This is a genomic window from Tsukamurella sp. PLM1, from assembly GCF_023168325.1.
Lineage (GTDB): Bacteria > Actinomycetota > Actinomycetes > Mycobacteriales > Mycobacteriaceae > Tsukamurella.
Genome location: NZ_AP025688.1, coordinates 2006416 through 2019915, shown reverse-complemented (window position 1 = coordinate 2019915; position 13500 = coordinate 2006416). Strand labels below are relative to the sequence as shown.

General features: G+C 72.0%; 13 protein-coding genes and 2 pseudogenes. 5 read left to right on the top strand and 10 right to left on the bottom strand.

What is annotated here, in order from left to right; all coding sequences use genetic code 11:
* Nucleotides 1–31: 31 nt before the first annotated feature.
* The 3 genes and pseudogenes from nadC to nadA all read right to left on the bottom strand — a co-directional run bounded on the left by nadC (nt 32) and on the right by nadA (nt 3414).
* Nucleotides 32–895 carry a carboxylating nicotinate-nucleotide diphosphorylase gene (gene nadC / locus MTP03_RS10490; protein ID WP_248491853.1) on the bottom strand — a complete coding sequence of 288 codons (864 nt, stop codon included), beginning with the start codon at nt 893–895 and terminating at the stop codon, nt 32–34.
* Nucleotides 892–2438: pseudogene (gene nadB, locus MTP03_RS23115) on the bottom strand (L-aspartate oxidase). Before nadB ends, nadC begins: the two are co-directional and overlap by 4 nt.
* Nucleotides 2407–3414 (bottom strand): quinolinate synthase NadA, encoded by a 1008-nt coding sequence (nadA, locus tag MTP03_RS10475; RefSeq protein ID WP_248491852.1) that lies wholly within the window; start codon nt 3412–3414, stop codon nt 2407–2409. The pseudogene nadB and the gene nadA overlap by 32 nt, the downstream one beginning before the upstream one ends.
* A gap of 116 nt (nt 3415–3530) precedes the next feature.
* Between nadA and MTP03_RS10470 the strand changes: the two genes are divergently transcribed.
* Nucleotides 3531–4256: an NUDIX domain-containing protein gene (locus tag MTP03_RS10470; RefSeq protein ID WP_248491851.1), complete on the top strand. Its 726-nt coding sequence runs from the start codon at nt 3531–3533 to the stop codon at nt 4254–4256.
* Nucleotides 4257–4286: 30 nt separating this feature from the next.
* On the opposite strand, the gene MTP03_RS10465 is transcribed toward MTP03_RS10470, so the two are convergent.
* Nucleotides 4287–5240, bottom strand: a complete 954-nt coding sequence (locus MTP03_RS10465) for an acyl-ACP desaturase (RefSeq protein ID WP_248492122.1) — start codon at nt 5238–5240, stop codon at nt 4287–4289.
* Nucleotides 5241–5430: 190 nt separating this feature from the next.
* Between MTP03_RS10465 and MTP03_RS10460 the strand changes: the two genes are divergently transcribed.
* Nucleotides 5431–6564 carry an LLM class flavin-dependent oxidoreductase gene (locus MTP03_RS10460; RefSeq protein WP_248491850.1) on the top strand — a complete coding sequence of 378 codons (1134 nt, stop codon included), beginning with the start codon at nt 5431–5433 and terminating at the stop codon, nt 6562–6564.
* Nucleotide 6565: 1 nt separating this feature from the next.
* Nucleotides 6566–7222 carry an FMN reductase gene (locus MTP03_RS10455; RefSeq protein WP_248491849.1) on the top strand — a complete coding sequence of 219 codons (657 nt, stop codon included), beginning with the start codon at nt 6566–6568 and terminating at the stop codon, nt 7220–7222.
* Here the strand turns inward: MTP03_RS10455 and MTP03_RS10450 are convergent.
* The 3 genes from MTP03_RS10450 to bioB are packed head-to-tail and all read right to left on the bottom strand — an operon-like array spanning nt 7179 to nt 9028.
* Nucleotides 7179–7769: a hypothetical protein gene (locus MTP03_RS10450; protein WP_248491848.1), complete on the bottom strand. Its 591-nt coding sequence runs from the start codon at nt 7767–7769 to the stop codon at nt 7179–7181. The genes MTP03_RS10455 and MTP03_RS10450 overlap by 44 nt on opposite strands.
* 36 nt (nt 7770–7805) lie before the next feature.
* Entirely contained in the window at nt 7806–8015 is a 210-nt protein-coding gene (locus MTP03_RS10445) for a hypothetical protein (protein ID WP_248491847.1), read from the bottom strand.
* 5 nt (nt 8016–8020) lie between these two features.
* A complete protein-coding gene (bioB, locus tag MTP03_RS10440) occupies nt 8021–9028 on the bottom strand; it encodes a biotin synthase BioB (RefSeq protein ID WP_248491846.1) in 1008 nt (335 codons plus the stop codon).
* A 177-nt stretch (nt 9029–9205) separates the two neighbouring features.
* Here bioB and MTP03_RS10435 point away from each other — a divergent pair, with 177 nt between their 5' ends.
* Nucleotides 9206–9661, top strand: a complete 456-nt coding sequence (locus MTP03_RS10435; protein WP_248491845.1) for a hypothetical protein — start codon at nt 9206–9208, stop codon at nt 9659–9661.
* On the top strand, nt 9658–10338 hold the full coding sequence (locus tag MTP03_RS10430; protein ID WP_248491844.1) for a phosphatase PAP2 family protein: 681 nt from the start codon (nt 9658–9660) through the stop codon (nt 10336–10338). Before MTP03_RS10435 ends, MTP03_RS10430 begins: the two co-directional genes overlap by 4 nt.
* On the opposite strand, the pseudogene bioD reads toward MTP03_RS10430, so the two are convergent.
* The 3 genes and pseudogenes from bioD to MTP03_RS10415 form a co-directional block, all read right to left on the bottom strand.
* Nucleotides 10316–11025 (bottom strand): annotated as a pseudogene (bioD, locus tag MTP03_RS10425) (dethiobiotin synthase). The gene MTP03_RS10430 and the pseudogene bioD sit on opposite strands and share 23 nt — an antisense overlap.
* Nucleotides 11022–12203, bottom strand: coding sequence for an 8-amino-7-oxononanoate synthase (locus MTP03_RS10420; RefSeq protein ID WP_248491843.1), 1182 nt, complete (start codon nt 12201–12203; stop codon nt 11022–11024). Before MTP03_RS10420 ends, bioD begins: the two are co-directional and overlap by 4 nt.
* 4 nt (nt 12204–12207) lie before the next feature.
* Nucleotides 12208–13479: an adenosylmethionine--8-amino-7-oxononanoate transaminase gene (locus MTP03_RS10415; protein ID WP_248491842.1), complete on the bottom strand. Its 1272-nt coding sequence runs from the start codon at nt 13477–13479 to the stop codon at nt 12208–12210.
* Nucleotides 13480–13500 lie beyond the last annotated feature (21 nt).

Genomic DNA, 13500 nt, shown 5'->3' with positions numbered 1-13500 from the left:
GCCGCGGTGAGGCCGGGCCTCGCGGCCGTCGTCACATGTCGAGGCCCAGATCGAGGGCCCGCACCGAGTGGGTGAGGGCGCCGACGGCGAGGAAGTCGACGCCGGTGCGCGCGTAGTCCGCCGCGACGTCGAGCGTGAGCCCGCCCGACGACTCCAGCTTCGTACGCGGCGCGAGCTTCTTCCGGCGCTGAACCGCGGACTGCGTCATCCACAGCGGCATGTTGTCGAGCAGCACGAGGTCGACGCCGAGCGCGAAGGCCTCCTCGAGCTGCTCGAGCGAGTCCACCTCCACCTCGAGCGGGACGCCGGGCGCGCGCCGACGCACGGCCTCGATCGCGGCCGTCACGGAGCCCGCGGCGACGACGTGATTGTCCTTGATGAGCGCCTCGTCGCCGAGCCCCATCCGGTGGTTGACTCCCCCACCGGCGCGGACGGCGTACTTCTGCAGCGCGCGCATGCCGGGGAGCGTCTTGCGGCTGTCCCGGATCTTCGCGCCGGTGCCCTCGACCTCGGCGACCCAGGCGGCCGTCGCCGAGGCGATGCCGGAGAGGTGGGTGACGACGTTGAGCAGAGTGCGTTCCGCGGTGAGCAGGGCGAGCGTCGGGCCTTCGATGGCCATCGCCACGTCGCCGGGCGCGATGACGGTGCCGTCGGCGATCTTCGCGGGCACCCGGTAGTTGCCGGGGCCCACCACCTCATCGAGCACCCATTCCGCGACGGGAATACCCGCCAGCACCCCGTGCTCACGGCTGATGACCCTCGCGAGCGTGGTCGCGCCGGCGGGCACCGTGGCCTCGCTGGTCACGTCCGGGCCGTAGCGGAGGTCCTCGTCGAGCGCGGCACGGATGAGCTGCACCACCTCGGCGCGGTCGGGCTCCAGCGTCAACTCGGTCACGGACGTACCTCCAGTACTGCATCACTGTGCCCACGCGCGGGCCCGGTCACGGATTCCAGCCTGGTCAGGGCCTGCCCCGCCATGCGGCGGGCCACCGCGGTCAGCATGGCGTCCTCCCGGTCCCGGGACGATACCGCGGGCGCGTAGGCGACGAAGCCTGGATCGGCCAGCAGCGCGGTCAGCCCGGCCAGGCCGTCGACGGTGCGCCGCACGCCGCAGGACCGGGTCATGGTGTCCTGCAGGGATTCCCGCTCGGCGCGGGCCTGCCGGGGCGCGATCTCCCGGACCGTCCCGCCCGGCAGCGCGGCCGCGGACTGCGCGGCGGCCGCCACCCTCAGCCCCATCACGAGCGCCTCGAGCAGGCTGTTGGAGGCGAGCCGGTTCGCACCGTGCAGACCGGTGCGGGCCACCTCGCCCGCGGCGTAGAGGCCCGGGACTCCGGTCGCGCCGTGAAGATCGGTGACCACGCCGCCGCACAGGTAGTGCGCTCCGGGTACGACGGGGATGAGGTCCGTCTGCGGGTCGAGGCCGGCGGCGCGGACGGCCTCGGTCACCGTCGGGAAGCGATGCGCGACGTCGGGGATCATCGTCGCGTCGAGGTAGACGCACGGCGCCGCCGTGCGCTCCATCGCGTCGGTAACGGCGCGGGCCACGACGTCGCGCGGCGCCAGGTCGCCCATGGGATGCACGCCGTCCATGACGGCGTGGTCGTTCGCGTCGACGAGGTGCGCGCCCTCACCACGGACGGCCTCGGAGATCAGCGGCCGCCGGCCCCGCGCGCCAGGGTGAAGAGCATCGTCGGGTGGAACTGGACGAACTCCAGCTCGCGGACGTCGGCACCCGCCGCCTCCGCCAGGGCGATGCCGTCGCCGGTCGCGCCCAGCGGGTTGGTCGTGCTGGAGAACAGGTGCCCCGCACCGCCGGTGGCGAGCAGAACAGTGCGCCCGAAGGCGTCGCCCTCGGCCGTGCGGACCCCGACGATGCGGTCACCGTCGGCGAGGAGCGCGTACGCCTGCGCCGGGCGCGCGGTGAGCGTGAACCGCGACTTCGCAGCTGCGGTGAGGGCGCGCTGCACCTCGGCGCCGGTGGCGTCGCCGCCCGCGTGGATGATCCGCGAGACGGTGTGGCCGCCCTCGCGCGTTCGCTTGAGCCGACCGTCGGGGCGCCTGTCGAACTCGGCGCCCCAACTGATCAGCCGGTCCACGGCGGCGGGACCGTCGGCGAGGATCGAGCGCGTCGCCACCACGTCGACCAGCGGGCCGCCGGCCGCCACGGTATCGGCGACGTGCCGGTCGATCGAGTCCTCCGGGTCCGACGGATCGACGACGGCGATCCCGCCCTGCGCGTACGCCGTCGAGGTCGACGGAGCGCCCCCGGTCGACGGCTTGAACAGCACCGTCACCGCCAGGCCCGCGTCCGCCGCGGCGACCGCGGCGGTCAGGCCCGCGACGCCCGCGCCGACGACGAGCAGATCGGCGACAGCGGTGCCGTCCAGCGGGAAACCCTGCGGGTCAGTCGATCCGCTCCCGGCGGTGGTGGTCATTCCCGCCGCCGGGCTGCCCGATCCCGATCATCCGCGTCACGGCCTTCCGCCCGGCGGCAGCCATCTCGGCGTCCACGAAGACCTCGTCCTTGCCCTCGACCAGGCAGCGCAGCAGGGCGGCAGGGGTGATCATCTTCATGTACTTGCAGGACGCGCGGTCGTTGACCGCGCGGAAGTCGACGCCGGGTGCGGCCATGCGCAGCTGGTGCAGCATGCCGACCTCGGTGGCCACGAGGACCTCCTTGGCTCCGGTCTCGCGTGCGGCGTCGAGCATGCCGCCGGTGGAGAGGATCTTCACGCGGTCGTCCGGGACCGCGCCCTCGCCGGCCAGGTACAGCGCGGAAGTGGCGCAGCCGCATTCGGGGTGCACGTACAGGTCGGCGTCGGGGTGGGCCTCGGCCTGCGCGGCCAACTCGTCACCGTTGATGCCGGCGTGTACGTGGCACTCGCCGGCCCAGATGTGCATGTTCTGCCGGCCGGTGACGCGCTTGACGTGCGCGCCGAGGAATTGGTCGGGCAGGAAGAGGATCTCGGTGTCCTCGGGGATCGATTGCACCACCTCGACGGCGTTCGACGACGTGCAGCAGATGTCGGTCAGCGCCTTCACCTCGGCGGTGGTGTTGACGTAGGAGACGACGACGGCGCCGGGGTGCTCGTCCTTCCACTCCTGCAGTTCGACGGCCTTGATGGAGTCGGCCAGCGAGCAGCCCGCCCGCTGGTCCGGGATCAGGACCGCCTTCTCCGGGCTGAGGATCTTCGCGGTCTCCGCCATGAAGTGGACGCCGCAGAAGACGATGGTCGACGTGGAGACGTCGGCGGCGATCCGCGAGAGGGCCAGCGAGTCACCGACGAAGTCGGCGACGTCCTGGATCGCGGGCAGCTCGTAGTTGTGCGCGAGGATCGTGGCATCGCGCAGCGCAGCGAGACGCTTGACCTCGGCCGCCCATTCGCGGTCTCCGTCGACGCCGGTGTACATGCCACCGCCCTCGACGATGCGGTCGTAGAGGGGGAGCTGAAGTCGGCAGCGGGGGTGGCTGTAGTCATCGCGGCCTCCTTTTCGTAGTCGGTGATTTATCGACCTATGATCGATATATGACCGATGCTAGCACCGCTCCCCCGCAGCGGGTCGCGCACGAAGTGCTGTCCGCCGTGTTCCGCGTTTCGCCGGCCGGCGCGACGGCCGCGTGCTCGGGCACCCTTGAGGTGCTGCTGTGGCAGCGCGGGCTGGCGCCCGACCAGGGCGCGTGGTCGCTGCCCGGCGGCCTGCTCGACCCGCGCGAGGACCTGCCGACCAGCGCGCGCCGGCTGCTGGCCGAGAAGGTCGATCTCACCGAGGTCGCCCACCTCGAGCAGTTCGCGGAGTTCTCCGATCCCCACCGCGTCCCCGCGAGCACCGATGCCGACCGCACGCTCGCCTCGGTGTTCCTCGGCCTCGTCCGCTCCGGCACCGATCCCCGCCTACCCGACGACACCACCTGGCACCCCGTCGAAGCACTCCCGACCATGGCCTTCGACCACGCCGCGATGGTGCACCGCGCCCGTGCCCGCCTCGCCGCCCGACTCTCGTACTCGAACATCGGCTTCGCGCTGGCCCCGCGTGAATTCCCCGTCTCGCAGCTGCGGGACGTCTACGTCGCGGTGCTGGGCTATCCCGTGGACGCCACCAACCTGCTCCGCATCCTGTCCCGCCGGTCCGTGATCACCGCGACCGGCGAGACCGGGCAGGCGACTCGCGGGCGACCGCCCGCGCTGTACCGCTTCACCGACTCCTACCTGCGGATCACCGATGAGTTCGCAACCCTGCGTCCGCCCGGCTGACCGGGCCGCGGGGCACCGTCTACGCGGCGGTCAGGCCGACCTGCGCTCGGCGCGGGCACGCTCGCGCTCGACGGCGCGAGCCCGGCTCTCCTCGAACCGCACGACGTCCGCCTCCAGCTTCTCCAGGTAGCGCCCGAGCTCGTCGCGGTACTGCTCGCCCGCGGCGGAGACGTCGTTCCGGTCGAACAGGCCCCAGACCTTGAAGATCGGCCGGAGCACGTCGTCGAGATGCTGCCGCAGGTCGTAGATCCCGTGTTTAACCATCAGCACGCCGTTACGCCGGAAGTCGGGCTTACCCTCGCCCGGCATGACGAAGTTCGTCGTCACCTTGACGATCGACTTCAACACCTGGTCCGGCGCGATATCCAGGGCCGCGGCAGTCAGGTTCCGATAGAAGATCATGTGCAGGTTCTCGTCGGTGGCGATCCGCTTGAGCAGCGCGTCGGCGACCGGCTCGTCGCAGACTCGCGCGGTCTGCCGGTGGCTGATCCGGGTCGCGAGCTCCTGGATGGTCACGTACACGACCTGGTCGAGGACGCCCCCGTACTCGTCCGGCGCCTCCACGCCGAGCTCGAGGTGCGTCATGCGGTCGCGCTCGAGCTTCACCGGGTCGACGGAGCGCGTGACGAGCAGGTAGTCGCGCATCGCGATGCTGTGCCTGTTCTCCTCGGCGGTCCATCGACCCACCCAGGTGCCCCAGGCACCGTCGAGAGAGAAGTTGTCGGCGATGGTGCGGTGGTACGACGGGAGGTTGTCCTCCGTGAGGAGGTTGGTGATCATCGCGACGCGCGCCACCTCGGACAGCGGGGATTGAGCGAGTTCCCAGTCCGTGCCGCCCAGCGCGGCGAAGTTCCGGCCGTCGTTCCACGGCACGTAGTCGTGGGGGTTCCAGTTCTTCGCGACACGCAGGTGGCGGTCGATGTTCTCTCCCACCACGGGTTCGAGTTCGGTCAGCAGTTGCAGGTCGGTCAGTGTCGACATGATCAGCGCCTCGGTCGGGTACAGACGAACCGATGGTAGGACGCCCACCCCGGTTCCCGCAGGACGTATTGCGGAACGAAAGCGACGGGCCCGGCGCCACCCCGCGCCGCCCGACGCCGACGCGGAATACAATCGGACTACGGTCCGTTACAGTCCGCAGAGGGCCATCCGGGCCCGTACAGGAAGGATCGACATGCAGTTCGGACTCTTCAGCGTCGGCGATGTGACCACGGATCCGACCACGGGGACCACCGTCAGTGAACACGAGCGCCTGCAGGCGATGACCACGATCGCACTCAAGGCCGAGGAGGTGGGCCTGGACGTGTTCGCCACGGGCGAGCACCACAATCCGCCGTTCGTGCCCAGTTCGCCCACCACGCTGCTGGGCTGGATCGCCGCGAAGACGACCGATCTGAAGCTGAGCACGGCGACCACCCTCATCACCACCAACGACCCGGTGAAGATCGCCGAGGACTACGCGATGCTCCAACACCTCGCGCAGGGCCGCGTCGACCTCACGCTGGGCCGCGGCAACACCGGCCCCGTGTACCCCTGGTTCGGCAAGGACATCCGGCAGGGCGTGCCGCTGGCCATCGAGAACTACCACCTGCTGCGCCGGCTGTGGCGCGAGCCGGTCGTGGACTGGGAGGGCGAGTTCCGCACTCCGCTGCAGAGCTACACGTCCACCCCCGCCCCGCTCGACGGCACCCCGCCGTTCGTGTGGCACGGCTCGATCCGCTCCCCCGAGATCGCGGAGCAGGCCGCGTTCTACGGCGACGGCTTCTTCCACAACAACATCTTCTGGAACCGCGAGCACACCGAGCAGATGGTGCGCCTGTACCGGCAGCGCTTCGAGCACTACGGCCACGGCTCGGCCGAGCAGGGCGTCGTCGGCCTGGGCGGGCAGGTCTTCATGGCCGAGACCGAGGCCGAGGCCAAGCGCCGGTTCCGGCCGTACTTCGACAACGCCCCGGTCTACGGCCACGGTCCGTCGCTCGAAGACTTCGAGCAGATGACCCCGCTCACCGTGGGCACACCCGAGCAGGTGATCGAGAAGACGCTGAGCTTCGCCGACTACGCCGGCGACTACCAGCGGCAGCTGTTCCTGATCGACCACGCGGGCCTGCCGCTCGACCAGGTGCTCGAGCAGATCGAGATCCTGGGCACGCAGGTGGTGCCCGTGCTGCGCAAGGAGTTCGAGCTGCGTCGGCCCGAGGGCGTACCGTCGGACCCGCCCACGCACGAGAGCCTCGTGGCGGCCGGCCCGGACTCGCCGCATCGTCTCGTGGTCCCCCGCGAGGCCCTCGTCGCCGCGAAGGAGGCCTGACATGGCACGCAGGCTCGTCGTGGTCGCCGGCGGGGTATCGGAGCCCTCGTCCACCCGCCTCCTGGCCGATCAGCTCGCCGACGCCACCGGCGCGGGCGTCTCAGCCCGCGGCGAGGCACTCGACGTGACGGTGATCGAGATCCGCGAGCTCGCGCGCGACCTCGCGACTGTGATGACCACGGGCCTCCCCACCCCGGCGTTGACCGAGGCCAAGGACGCGATCGCAGCGGCCGACGGCGTGATCGCCGTCTCGCCGGTGTTCACCGCCAGCTACAGCGGGCTGTTCAAGATGTTCTTCGACGCGCTCGACCCCGATGCGCTGACCGGCGTTCCGGTGATGATCGCGGCGACCGCCGGGACCCCGCGGCACTCACTCGTGCTCGACTTCGCGCTGCGGCCGCTGTTCAGCTACCTGCGGGCGCAGGTGCTGCCGACCGGCGTGTTCGCCGCCACCGAGGACTTCGGCTCGGCCGAGTTGGCGTCCCGGATCTCCCGGGCCGGGGCGGAGCTCGCCGGCGCGCTCGTCCAGTCCGACGGTGCCGTGGCCGGCTTCGGCGGACCGTCCGACCTGGGCGCCCCGCAGCGCTCCGGCAAGGCCACCGACCTGGGTCCCGTCAGCGACTTCGCCGACCTGCTGCGCGGTCACACCGGGAACTGAGTCCTCGGGAAGCCGTCCGAGGGCGGCGAGAACGGCGCACCCGAACGCCGCCGCGCCCGGCCACCAGGACCAGGACCCACGACGCCAATGCGCCGATCACCCCTCCGGGGTGATCGGCGGGGCCGTAGAAGTTGCTGCCGTACAGCCGGATCGACGGTGCCGCGGTGAAGTCGAGCCCCTTCGCGCCGGGTCCGGCGAAACGGGCGTCGACGACGGCCTGGCCGAGCAGCACCGCGATCAGCACCCCGAGCGAGGCGGCGCCCAGCGTGATCGCCACGCCGCGCGGCGTGCGCCGGCCCCCGCGGAAGACCAGGAGCGCCGTCAGCAACCCGCCGACCACGGATACCGCCGTGAACGAGGCGGTCGCGAGGAAGACGTTGTCGAGTTGGCCCTGCCGCAGCAGTGCGTCACCCGAGTCGGTCACGAACCCGCGCACGCCGGGCACCGTCAGGCCCCAGACGAGGGCCGCGGACGCGCCCAGCACCGCGCCGATGACGGCCGGGACCACGGCGAACGACGTCGAGCGGGCGGGCGGGTTCGTGTTCATCGCCAGCAGCCTAACGGCCGGTCCTGTGAACGCCCCTCAGCGCTCGCGGCTCTTCGAATCGAGCTCTCCGTGCCGGGAACACCGCGCCGTCCATCCGTGCGGGCTGACCTGGACGATCATCCTGCGGGCGCAGTAGGCGCAGTACCGGGGAGGCTCCAGGCCCAGAAGGGCGGCCTCGAACACGGGGACGCCGTCGGCGAGCGGCTTGCCGGTGAACTCGTTGTACACCGGCTCCGGAGTGGCCACGGGGATCACAGGGTCTCGTTCAGTGCCTTGATCGGCATCTTCAGCGAATCCAGCAGGTCGAGGTCGGTCTCGGCCGGACGGCCCAGCGTCGTCAGGTAGTTGCCCACGATGACCGCGTTGATGCCACCGAGGATGCCCTTCTCGGCGCCCAGGTCGCCGAGCGTGATCTCTCGCCCGCCGGCGAAGCGCAGGATGGTGCGCGGCAGGGCCAGGCGGAACGCGGCGACGGACTTGAGCGCCTCGCTCGGCTCGAGCACGTCGAGGTCGCCGAACGGGGTGCCCGGGCGCGGGTTGAGGAAGTTGAGCGGCACCTCGTCGGGATCCAGCTCAGCGAGGTTCGCCGCGAACTCGGCGCGCTGCTCCAGCGTTTCGCCCATGCCGAGGATGCCGCCGCAGCAGACCTCCATGCCGGCCTCGCGCACCATCTGAAGGGTGCCCCACCGCTCCTCCCACGAGTGGGTGGTGACCACGTTCGGGAAGTGCGACTTCGAGGTCTCCAGGTTGTGGTTGTAGCGGTGGACGCCCATCGCCTTGAGCTCGTCGACCTGCTCCTGGGTGAGCATGCCGAGGCTGCAGGCGATCTGGATGTCGACCTCGTTGCGGATGGCCTCGATGCCGGCGGCGACCTGGCTCATCAGACGCTTGTCCGGGCCGCGGACGGCGGCCACGATGCAGAACTCCGTGGCGCCGGTCTTCGCGGTCTGCTTCGCCGCCTCGACCAGCGACGGGATGTCGATCCACGCCGAGCGCACCGGAGACTCGAACAGGCCCGACTGGCTGCAGAAGTGGCAGTCCTCGGGACAGCCGCCGGTCTTGAGGCTGATGATGCCCTCGACCTCGACCTCGGGCCCGCACCATTTCATGCGCACCTCGTGGGCGAGCTGCAGGACGTCGTCGAGCCGGTCATCGGGCAACTGCAGGACGGCGAGTACTTGATCCTCGTTCAATCCCTCGCCGCGCTCGAGCACCTGCTCGCGCGCGATGTCCACGATATCGGCCAGCACTCCGGTCATGCGATCTCCCTCGTCGGCTGAGTTGTCGCGGCGTTGTTCACCGCGCGGCTATCGAGCACTGTACAGCGTTCAATTCGTGAACGGCGTTCAGGCACGAGTGGTAGCGATGGAAACGTTCATCGAATCGTCCGGGATCGTTTCCTTCTCTTTTCTAGGTATCGCCGTGAGAGTGACAGCATGATGATGCGTCCGAAGAAGATCCTGGTCGCGGCCGTGACCGCAGCCGCCCTCGCAACCCCGCTCGGCACCACAGCCGGTCCGGTCTCGGCGACCCCCGCCGCACCGTGTTCGTTCACCCCTAGGGCCGCACCCACGGCGAGCCCCTTCGCACCGGACGACCTCACGCGCACGGCGACCCCGAAGCCCTACATCGATGAGCTGTCGGCCTTCCCCTCGCTGCCGAAGACCGTACTCGCCGCGAACCTGGACACCGCCGTCGCGACGAACAACGCCGCCACCGCCGCTGAACGACGGTACGCCGTCAATGACAACTACGGCATCGGCGACGAGTCGATCGTCAACGCACTCGGCAGCCGCCTCTCCCCCGCCTTCCGCGCCGCCGAGAAGGCAGGGGAACTCCCCGGACCAGCGCGCTTCTCTTCGGTGAGAAGGCACTGCTCGACGCGTATGTGAGCACCTCTGCGGCCAAGAAGCACTTCCAGTACCCGCGCCCGTTCGAGGTGGCGCCGGATCGGATCGAGAAGTACGGCGACGAGCGTCCCGACCTGTACGAATCGGTCCGCGGGTCGGGGGCCTTCCCGTCCGGTCATACCGCGTGGGGCTACTCCGAAGCGCTGGTGCTGGCCACCCTGCTGCCGGAGCTGGGGCCGCAGTTGCTCGCGCGCGCCGCCGACTACGGCCATCACCGCGTGGTGCTGGGCGTGCACTACCCCCTCGACGTGATCGGCGGGCGCATCCTCGCCCAGGCGGCGGTCGCCGACGCGCTCTCCGACCCCGCGTTCGCGCGGCTCGTCGGGCAGGCCCGCACCGAGGTGCGGGCGGCGCTGTCCGCCCGCGTGGGCGGCACCATCGCGAACGCCGTGGCCTGCCAGCAGAACTACGTGGACACCGGCGCCGGCGCCGCCGCGTACCGTCGGGACCTCACCTGGGGCCTGCCGCGCATCGGCGGCGACGCGCCGGCCCAGGTGCCCGACGGTGCCGTCGTCCTGCTCCGCGCGGCCCACCCGGGCCTGAGCGACGGTCAGCTGCGCGAGCGCATCGCCCGCACCGCGGGACCCGCCGGCTACCCGCTCGACGTCGCGGGCGGATGGCAGCGGATCGACCTGCTCAGCGCCTGGCTCGCTCGCTGAGCCAGGCGGGGTCGAACCAGGACGCCGCAGCGCGCGCGAACCGGTCCGGCGCGAGCCCCGCGGCACCGTCGGGAATCCGCCCGACGACCGGCACCCCGGTCACGTCCGGCAGGTCCGCGAGGTTGCACCGCTCGGCGAGACCGGGATCGTCGGGCCAGCGCGACAGCACGATGCCGGCGCACGCGACCCCGCGCGACTCCAGCGCGCGAACTGTGAGCTCGGTGTGATTGAGCGTGCCGAGCGCGGGGGCGGCGACCACGAGCACATCGGCTGCGAGGTCGGCCGCGAGGTCGATCATCGTGAACGGTGTTCGAGTGGCGTCCAGGCCCAGCCGCACGAGGACCCCGCCCGCACCCTCGACCAGAACGGCACCGTCGTGCCCGCAGACGGCGGACGCGGCCTCGGCGCGCCCTGGGGCTCGCGCCCCGCCCGACGGGCCGCGGTGAGCGGCGCGAGCGGGTCGGGGAACCGCAGGTGTTCGACGGTGCGCGTCCCCGGCGCGAGGCGCTCGACCTCGGCGGCGTCGGCGAGCTGGCCGTCCGCGTCGCGCTCGGCACCGTCGGCGAGACCGGTCTGGGCGGGCTTGACGACGGTGACCGGCCCGGACGGCAGCAGCGCGGCGGCGAGCGCCGCCGTCGCGACGGTCTTGCCGACGCCGGTGGACGTGCCGGTGACGCAGAGGATCACGCGACCGCCCGGCGGATGACCTCGACCGCGCGCGCAACTTCGCCGTCGGTGAGGTCCGCGCGCACGGTGATGCGCAGACGCGACGTGCCCTCCGGGACCGACGGTGGCCGGAAGCATCCCACGTGGACGCCCTCGGCGGCGCAGGCGTCGCGGGCCGCGACCGCCCGATCCGGGTCGCCGAGGACCAGCGACACGACGGCGGAGGTGGGCCTGGGCGCGCCGACGCCGGCCGCGACGGCCCGGGCCCGATCCAGGACGGCGGCGGCCAGGCCGGGGCGGTCGCGGAGCTCGGCGAGCGCGGCGCCGGCGGCGGCCACCGCGGCGGGGGCGAGGCCGGTGTCGAAGATGAACGGGCGCGCGGCGTCGATCAGGTGGGCGCGCACGCGCTCGGGGCCGAGCACGACTCCGCCCTGCGCGCCGAGCGCCTTGGACATCGTGGCGGTGACCACCAGGTCGGGAGCGCCGGCCAGCCCGAGCTCGTGGACCAGGCCCCGGCCGCCGGCGCCGCGAACGCCGAGGCCGTGGGCCTCGTCGACCACGAGGACCGCGCCCGCCTCCCGGGCCGCGGCGTGCAGCGCGGCGACGGGGGCGAGCGCACCGTCGGCGCTGTAGACGGAGTCGGTGAGCACGAGCGCGCGGGCCTCGGTCCGGTCGGCGAGCGCGGCGCGGACCGCGCCCACGTCGCCGCGCGGCACGACGACGATCCGGGCGCGCGAGAGTCGGCACGCGTCGACGAGCGAAGCGTGCGAGCCGCCGTCGGAGACGACCAGCGCGCCCCGCCCGGCGAGCGCGGTGACCACCCCGAGGTTGGCGAGGTAGCCGGAGGAGAAGCACAGCGCCGCCTCGGCGCCGAGGAAGCCGGCGAGGTCGCGCTCGAACGCCTCGTGCAGTTCGGTGGTCCCGGTGACCAGCCGCGATCCGGTCGCGCCCGCACCCCATACCCGCACCGCTTCGGCGGCCTCCTCGACCACGCGGGGATGGCGGCTGAGGCCGAGGTAGTCGTTCGAGGCGAGGTCGATGCCGGGTGCGTCCGCACGCCGCGCGGCGAGCGTGCGCCGCAGCCCCGCCGCCTCCCGGTCGGCGGCGTACCCGTCGAGCCATCCCAGCGCGTCGTTCTCAACGCGCGGGCGGGCAGGCACGTGAACACTCCGGCCGGCCGGCACTTGAACGCTGTTCATGCCCTCACTGTAACGCCGCGTGCACAGCGGCCGAGACCCCCCGCGTGATCCGGGCGATCTGATCGGGCGTGCAGACGAGCGGCGGCATCGTGTAGACGAGGTCGCGGAACGGCCGCAGCCACACGCCCTCGGCGATGCAGGCGTCGGTCGAGGCGGCCACGTCGACGGGCCGGTCGAGCTGAACGACACCGATCGCGCCGAGCACGCGCACGTCCACCACCCCGGGCACCTCCCGCAGGGGCGCCAGGCCCGCCTCGAGGCCCGCGCCGATCCCGGCGACCCGGCCGGTCCAGTCCTGCGACAGGAGCAGCTCCGTGCTGGCCACCGCGATGGCGCAGGCGAGCGGGTTCCCCATGAACGTGGGCCCGTGCATCAGGGCCCCCTGGTCCGAATCGGAGATGGTGCGGGCCACCTCATCGGTGCAGAGCGTGGCCGCCAGCGTGAGGTATCCGCCGGTCAGGGCCTTGCCCACGCACATGATGTCCGGGGTGATGCCGGCGGCGTCGCACGCGAACAGCGTGCCGGTGCGGCCGAAGCCGGTGGCGATCTCGTCGCAGATGAGCAGGACTCCGTGCCGCCGCGTGATCTCGCGCAGCGCCGCGACGTAGGCGGGCGGATGGAACCGCATGCCGCCCGCGCCCTCGACGACGGGCTCGATGATGACGGCGGCCAGCTCGTGGGCGTGCTCGGCGACGAGCCTGTCCAGCTCCGCGACGTAGTCCTCGTCGTACTCGGCGGGCGGCGCGGGCGCGAAGACCTGCGAGGCGAGCACGTCGGTCCACAGCGCGTGCATCCCGCCCTCGGGGTCGCAGACGCTCATGGGGGTGAACGTGTCGCCGTGGTAGCCACCGCGCCAGGTGAGCAGGCGGTTGCGGCCGCGGACGCCGCGGGCGCGCCAGTACTGCAGCGCGGTCTTCACGGCGACCTCGATCGACACGGACCCGCTGTCGGCGAGGAACACCCGGTCCAATCCCGCCGGCGTGATCTCCACGAGCAGCTCGCCCAGCCGGGCGGCGCTCGCGTGGGTGAGGCCGCCGAACATCACGTGCGACATCGTGTCGATCTGCGCCTTCGCCGCGGCGTCGAGGACGGGGTGGCGGTAACCGTGGATCGCGGCCCACCACGAGCTCATCCCGTCGATCACCCGGGCGCCGTCGCCGAGCGTGAGGGTGACCCCGTGCGCGCCGGTCACGACGCGGACGCCCGCGCCGCCGACGGCGCTGTACGGGTGCCAGAGGGTGGCTGCGTCCAGGGCGAGGATCTCATCGGGGGTCATGCCGGGCCACGTTAGCGGTGG

What these genes read in the sequence shown, in the direction of transcription:
- nadA (WP_248491852.1), bottom strand. Translation starts at nt 3,414, where the DNA reads ATGTACACCGGCGTCGACGGAGACCGCGAATGGGCGGCCGAGGTCAAG.
- MTP03_RS10470 (WP_248491851.1), top strand. Translation starts at nt 3,531, where the DNA reads ATGACCGATGCTAGCACCGCTCCCCCGCAGCGGGTCGCGCACGAAGTG.
- MTP03_RS10460 (WP_248491850.1), top strand. Translation starts at nt 5,431, where the DNA reads ATGCAGTTCGGACTCTTCAGCGTCGGCGATGTGACCACGGATCCGACC.
- MTP03_RS10455 (WP_248491849.1), top strand. Translation starts at nt 6,566, where the DNA reads ATGGCACGCAGGCTCGTCGTGGTCGCCGGCGGGGTATCGGAGCCCTCG.
- MTP03_RS10450 (WP_248491848.1), bottom strand. Translation starts at nt 7,769, where the DNA reads ATGAACACGAACCCGCCCGCCCGCTCGACGTCGTTCGCCGTGGTCCCG.
- bioB (WP_248491846.1), bottom strand. Translation starts at nt 9,028, where the DNA reads ATGACCGGAGTGCTGGCCGATATCGTGGACATCGCGCGCGAGCAGGTG.
- MTP03_RS10435 (WP_248491845.1), top strand. Translation starts at nt 9,206, where the DNA reads ATGATGATGCGTCCGAAGAAGATCCTGGTCGCGGCCGTGACCGCAGCC.
- MTP03_RS10420 (WP_248491843.1), bottom strand. Translation starts at nt 12,203, where the DNA reads ATGAACAGCGTTCAAGTGCCGGCCGGCCGGAGTGTTCACGTGCCTGCC.
- MTP03_RS10415 (WP_248491842.1), bottom strand. Translation starts at nt 13,479, where the DNA reads ATGACCCCCGATGAGATCCTCGCCCTGGACGCAGCCACCCTCTGGCAC.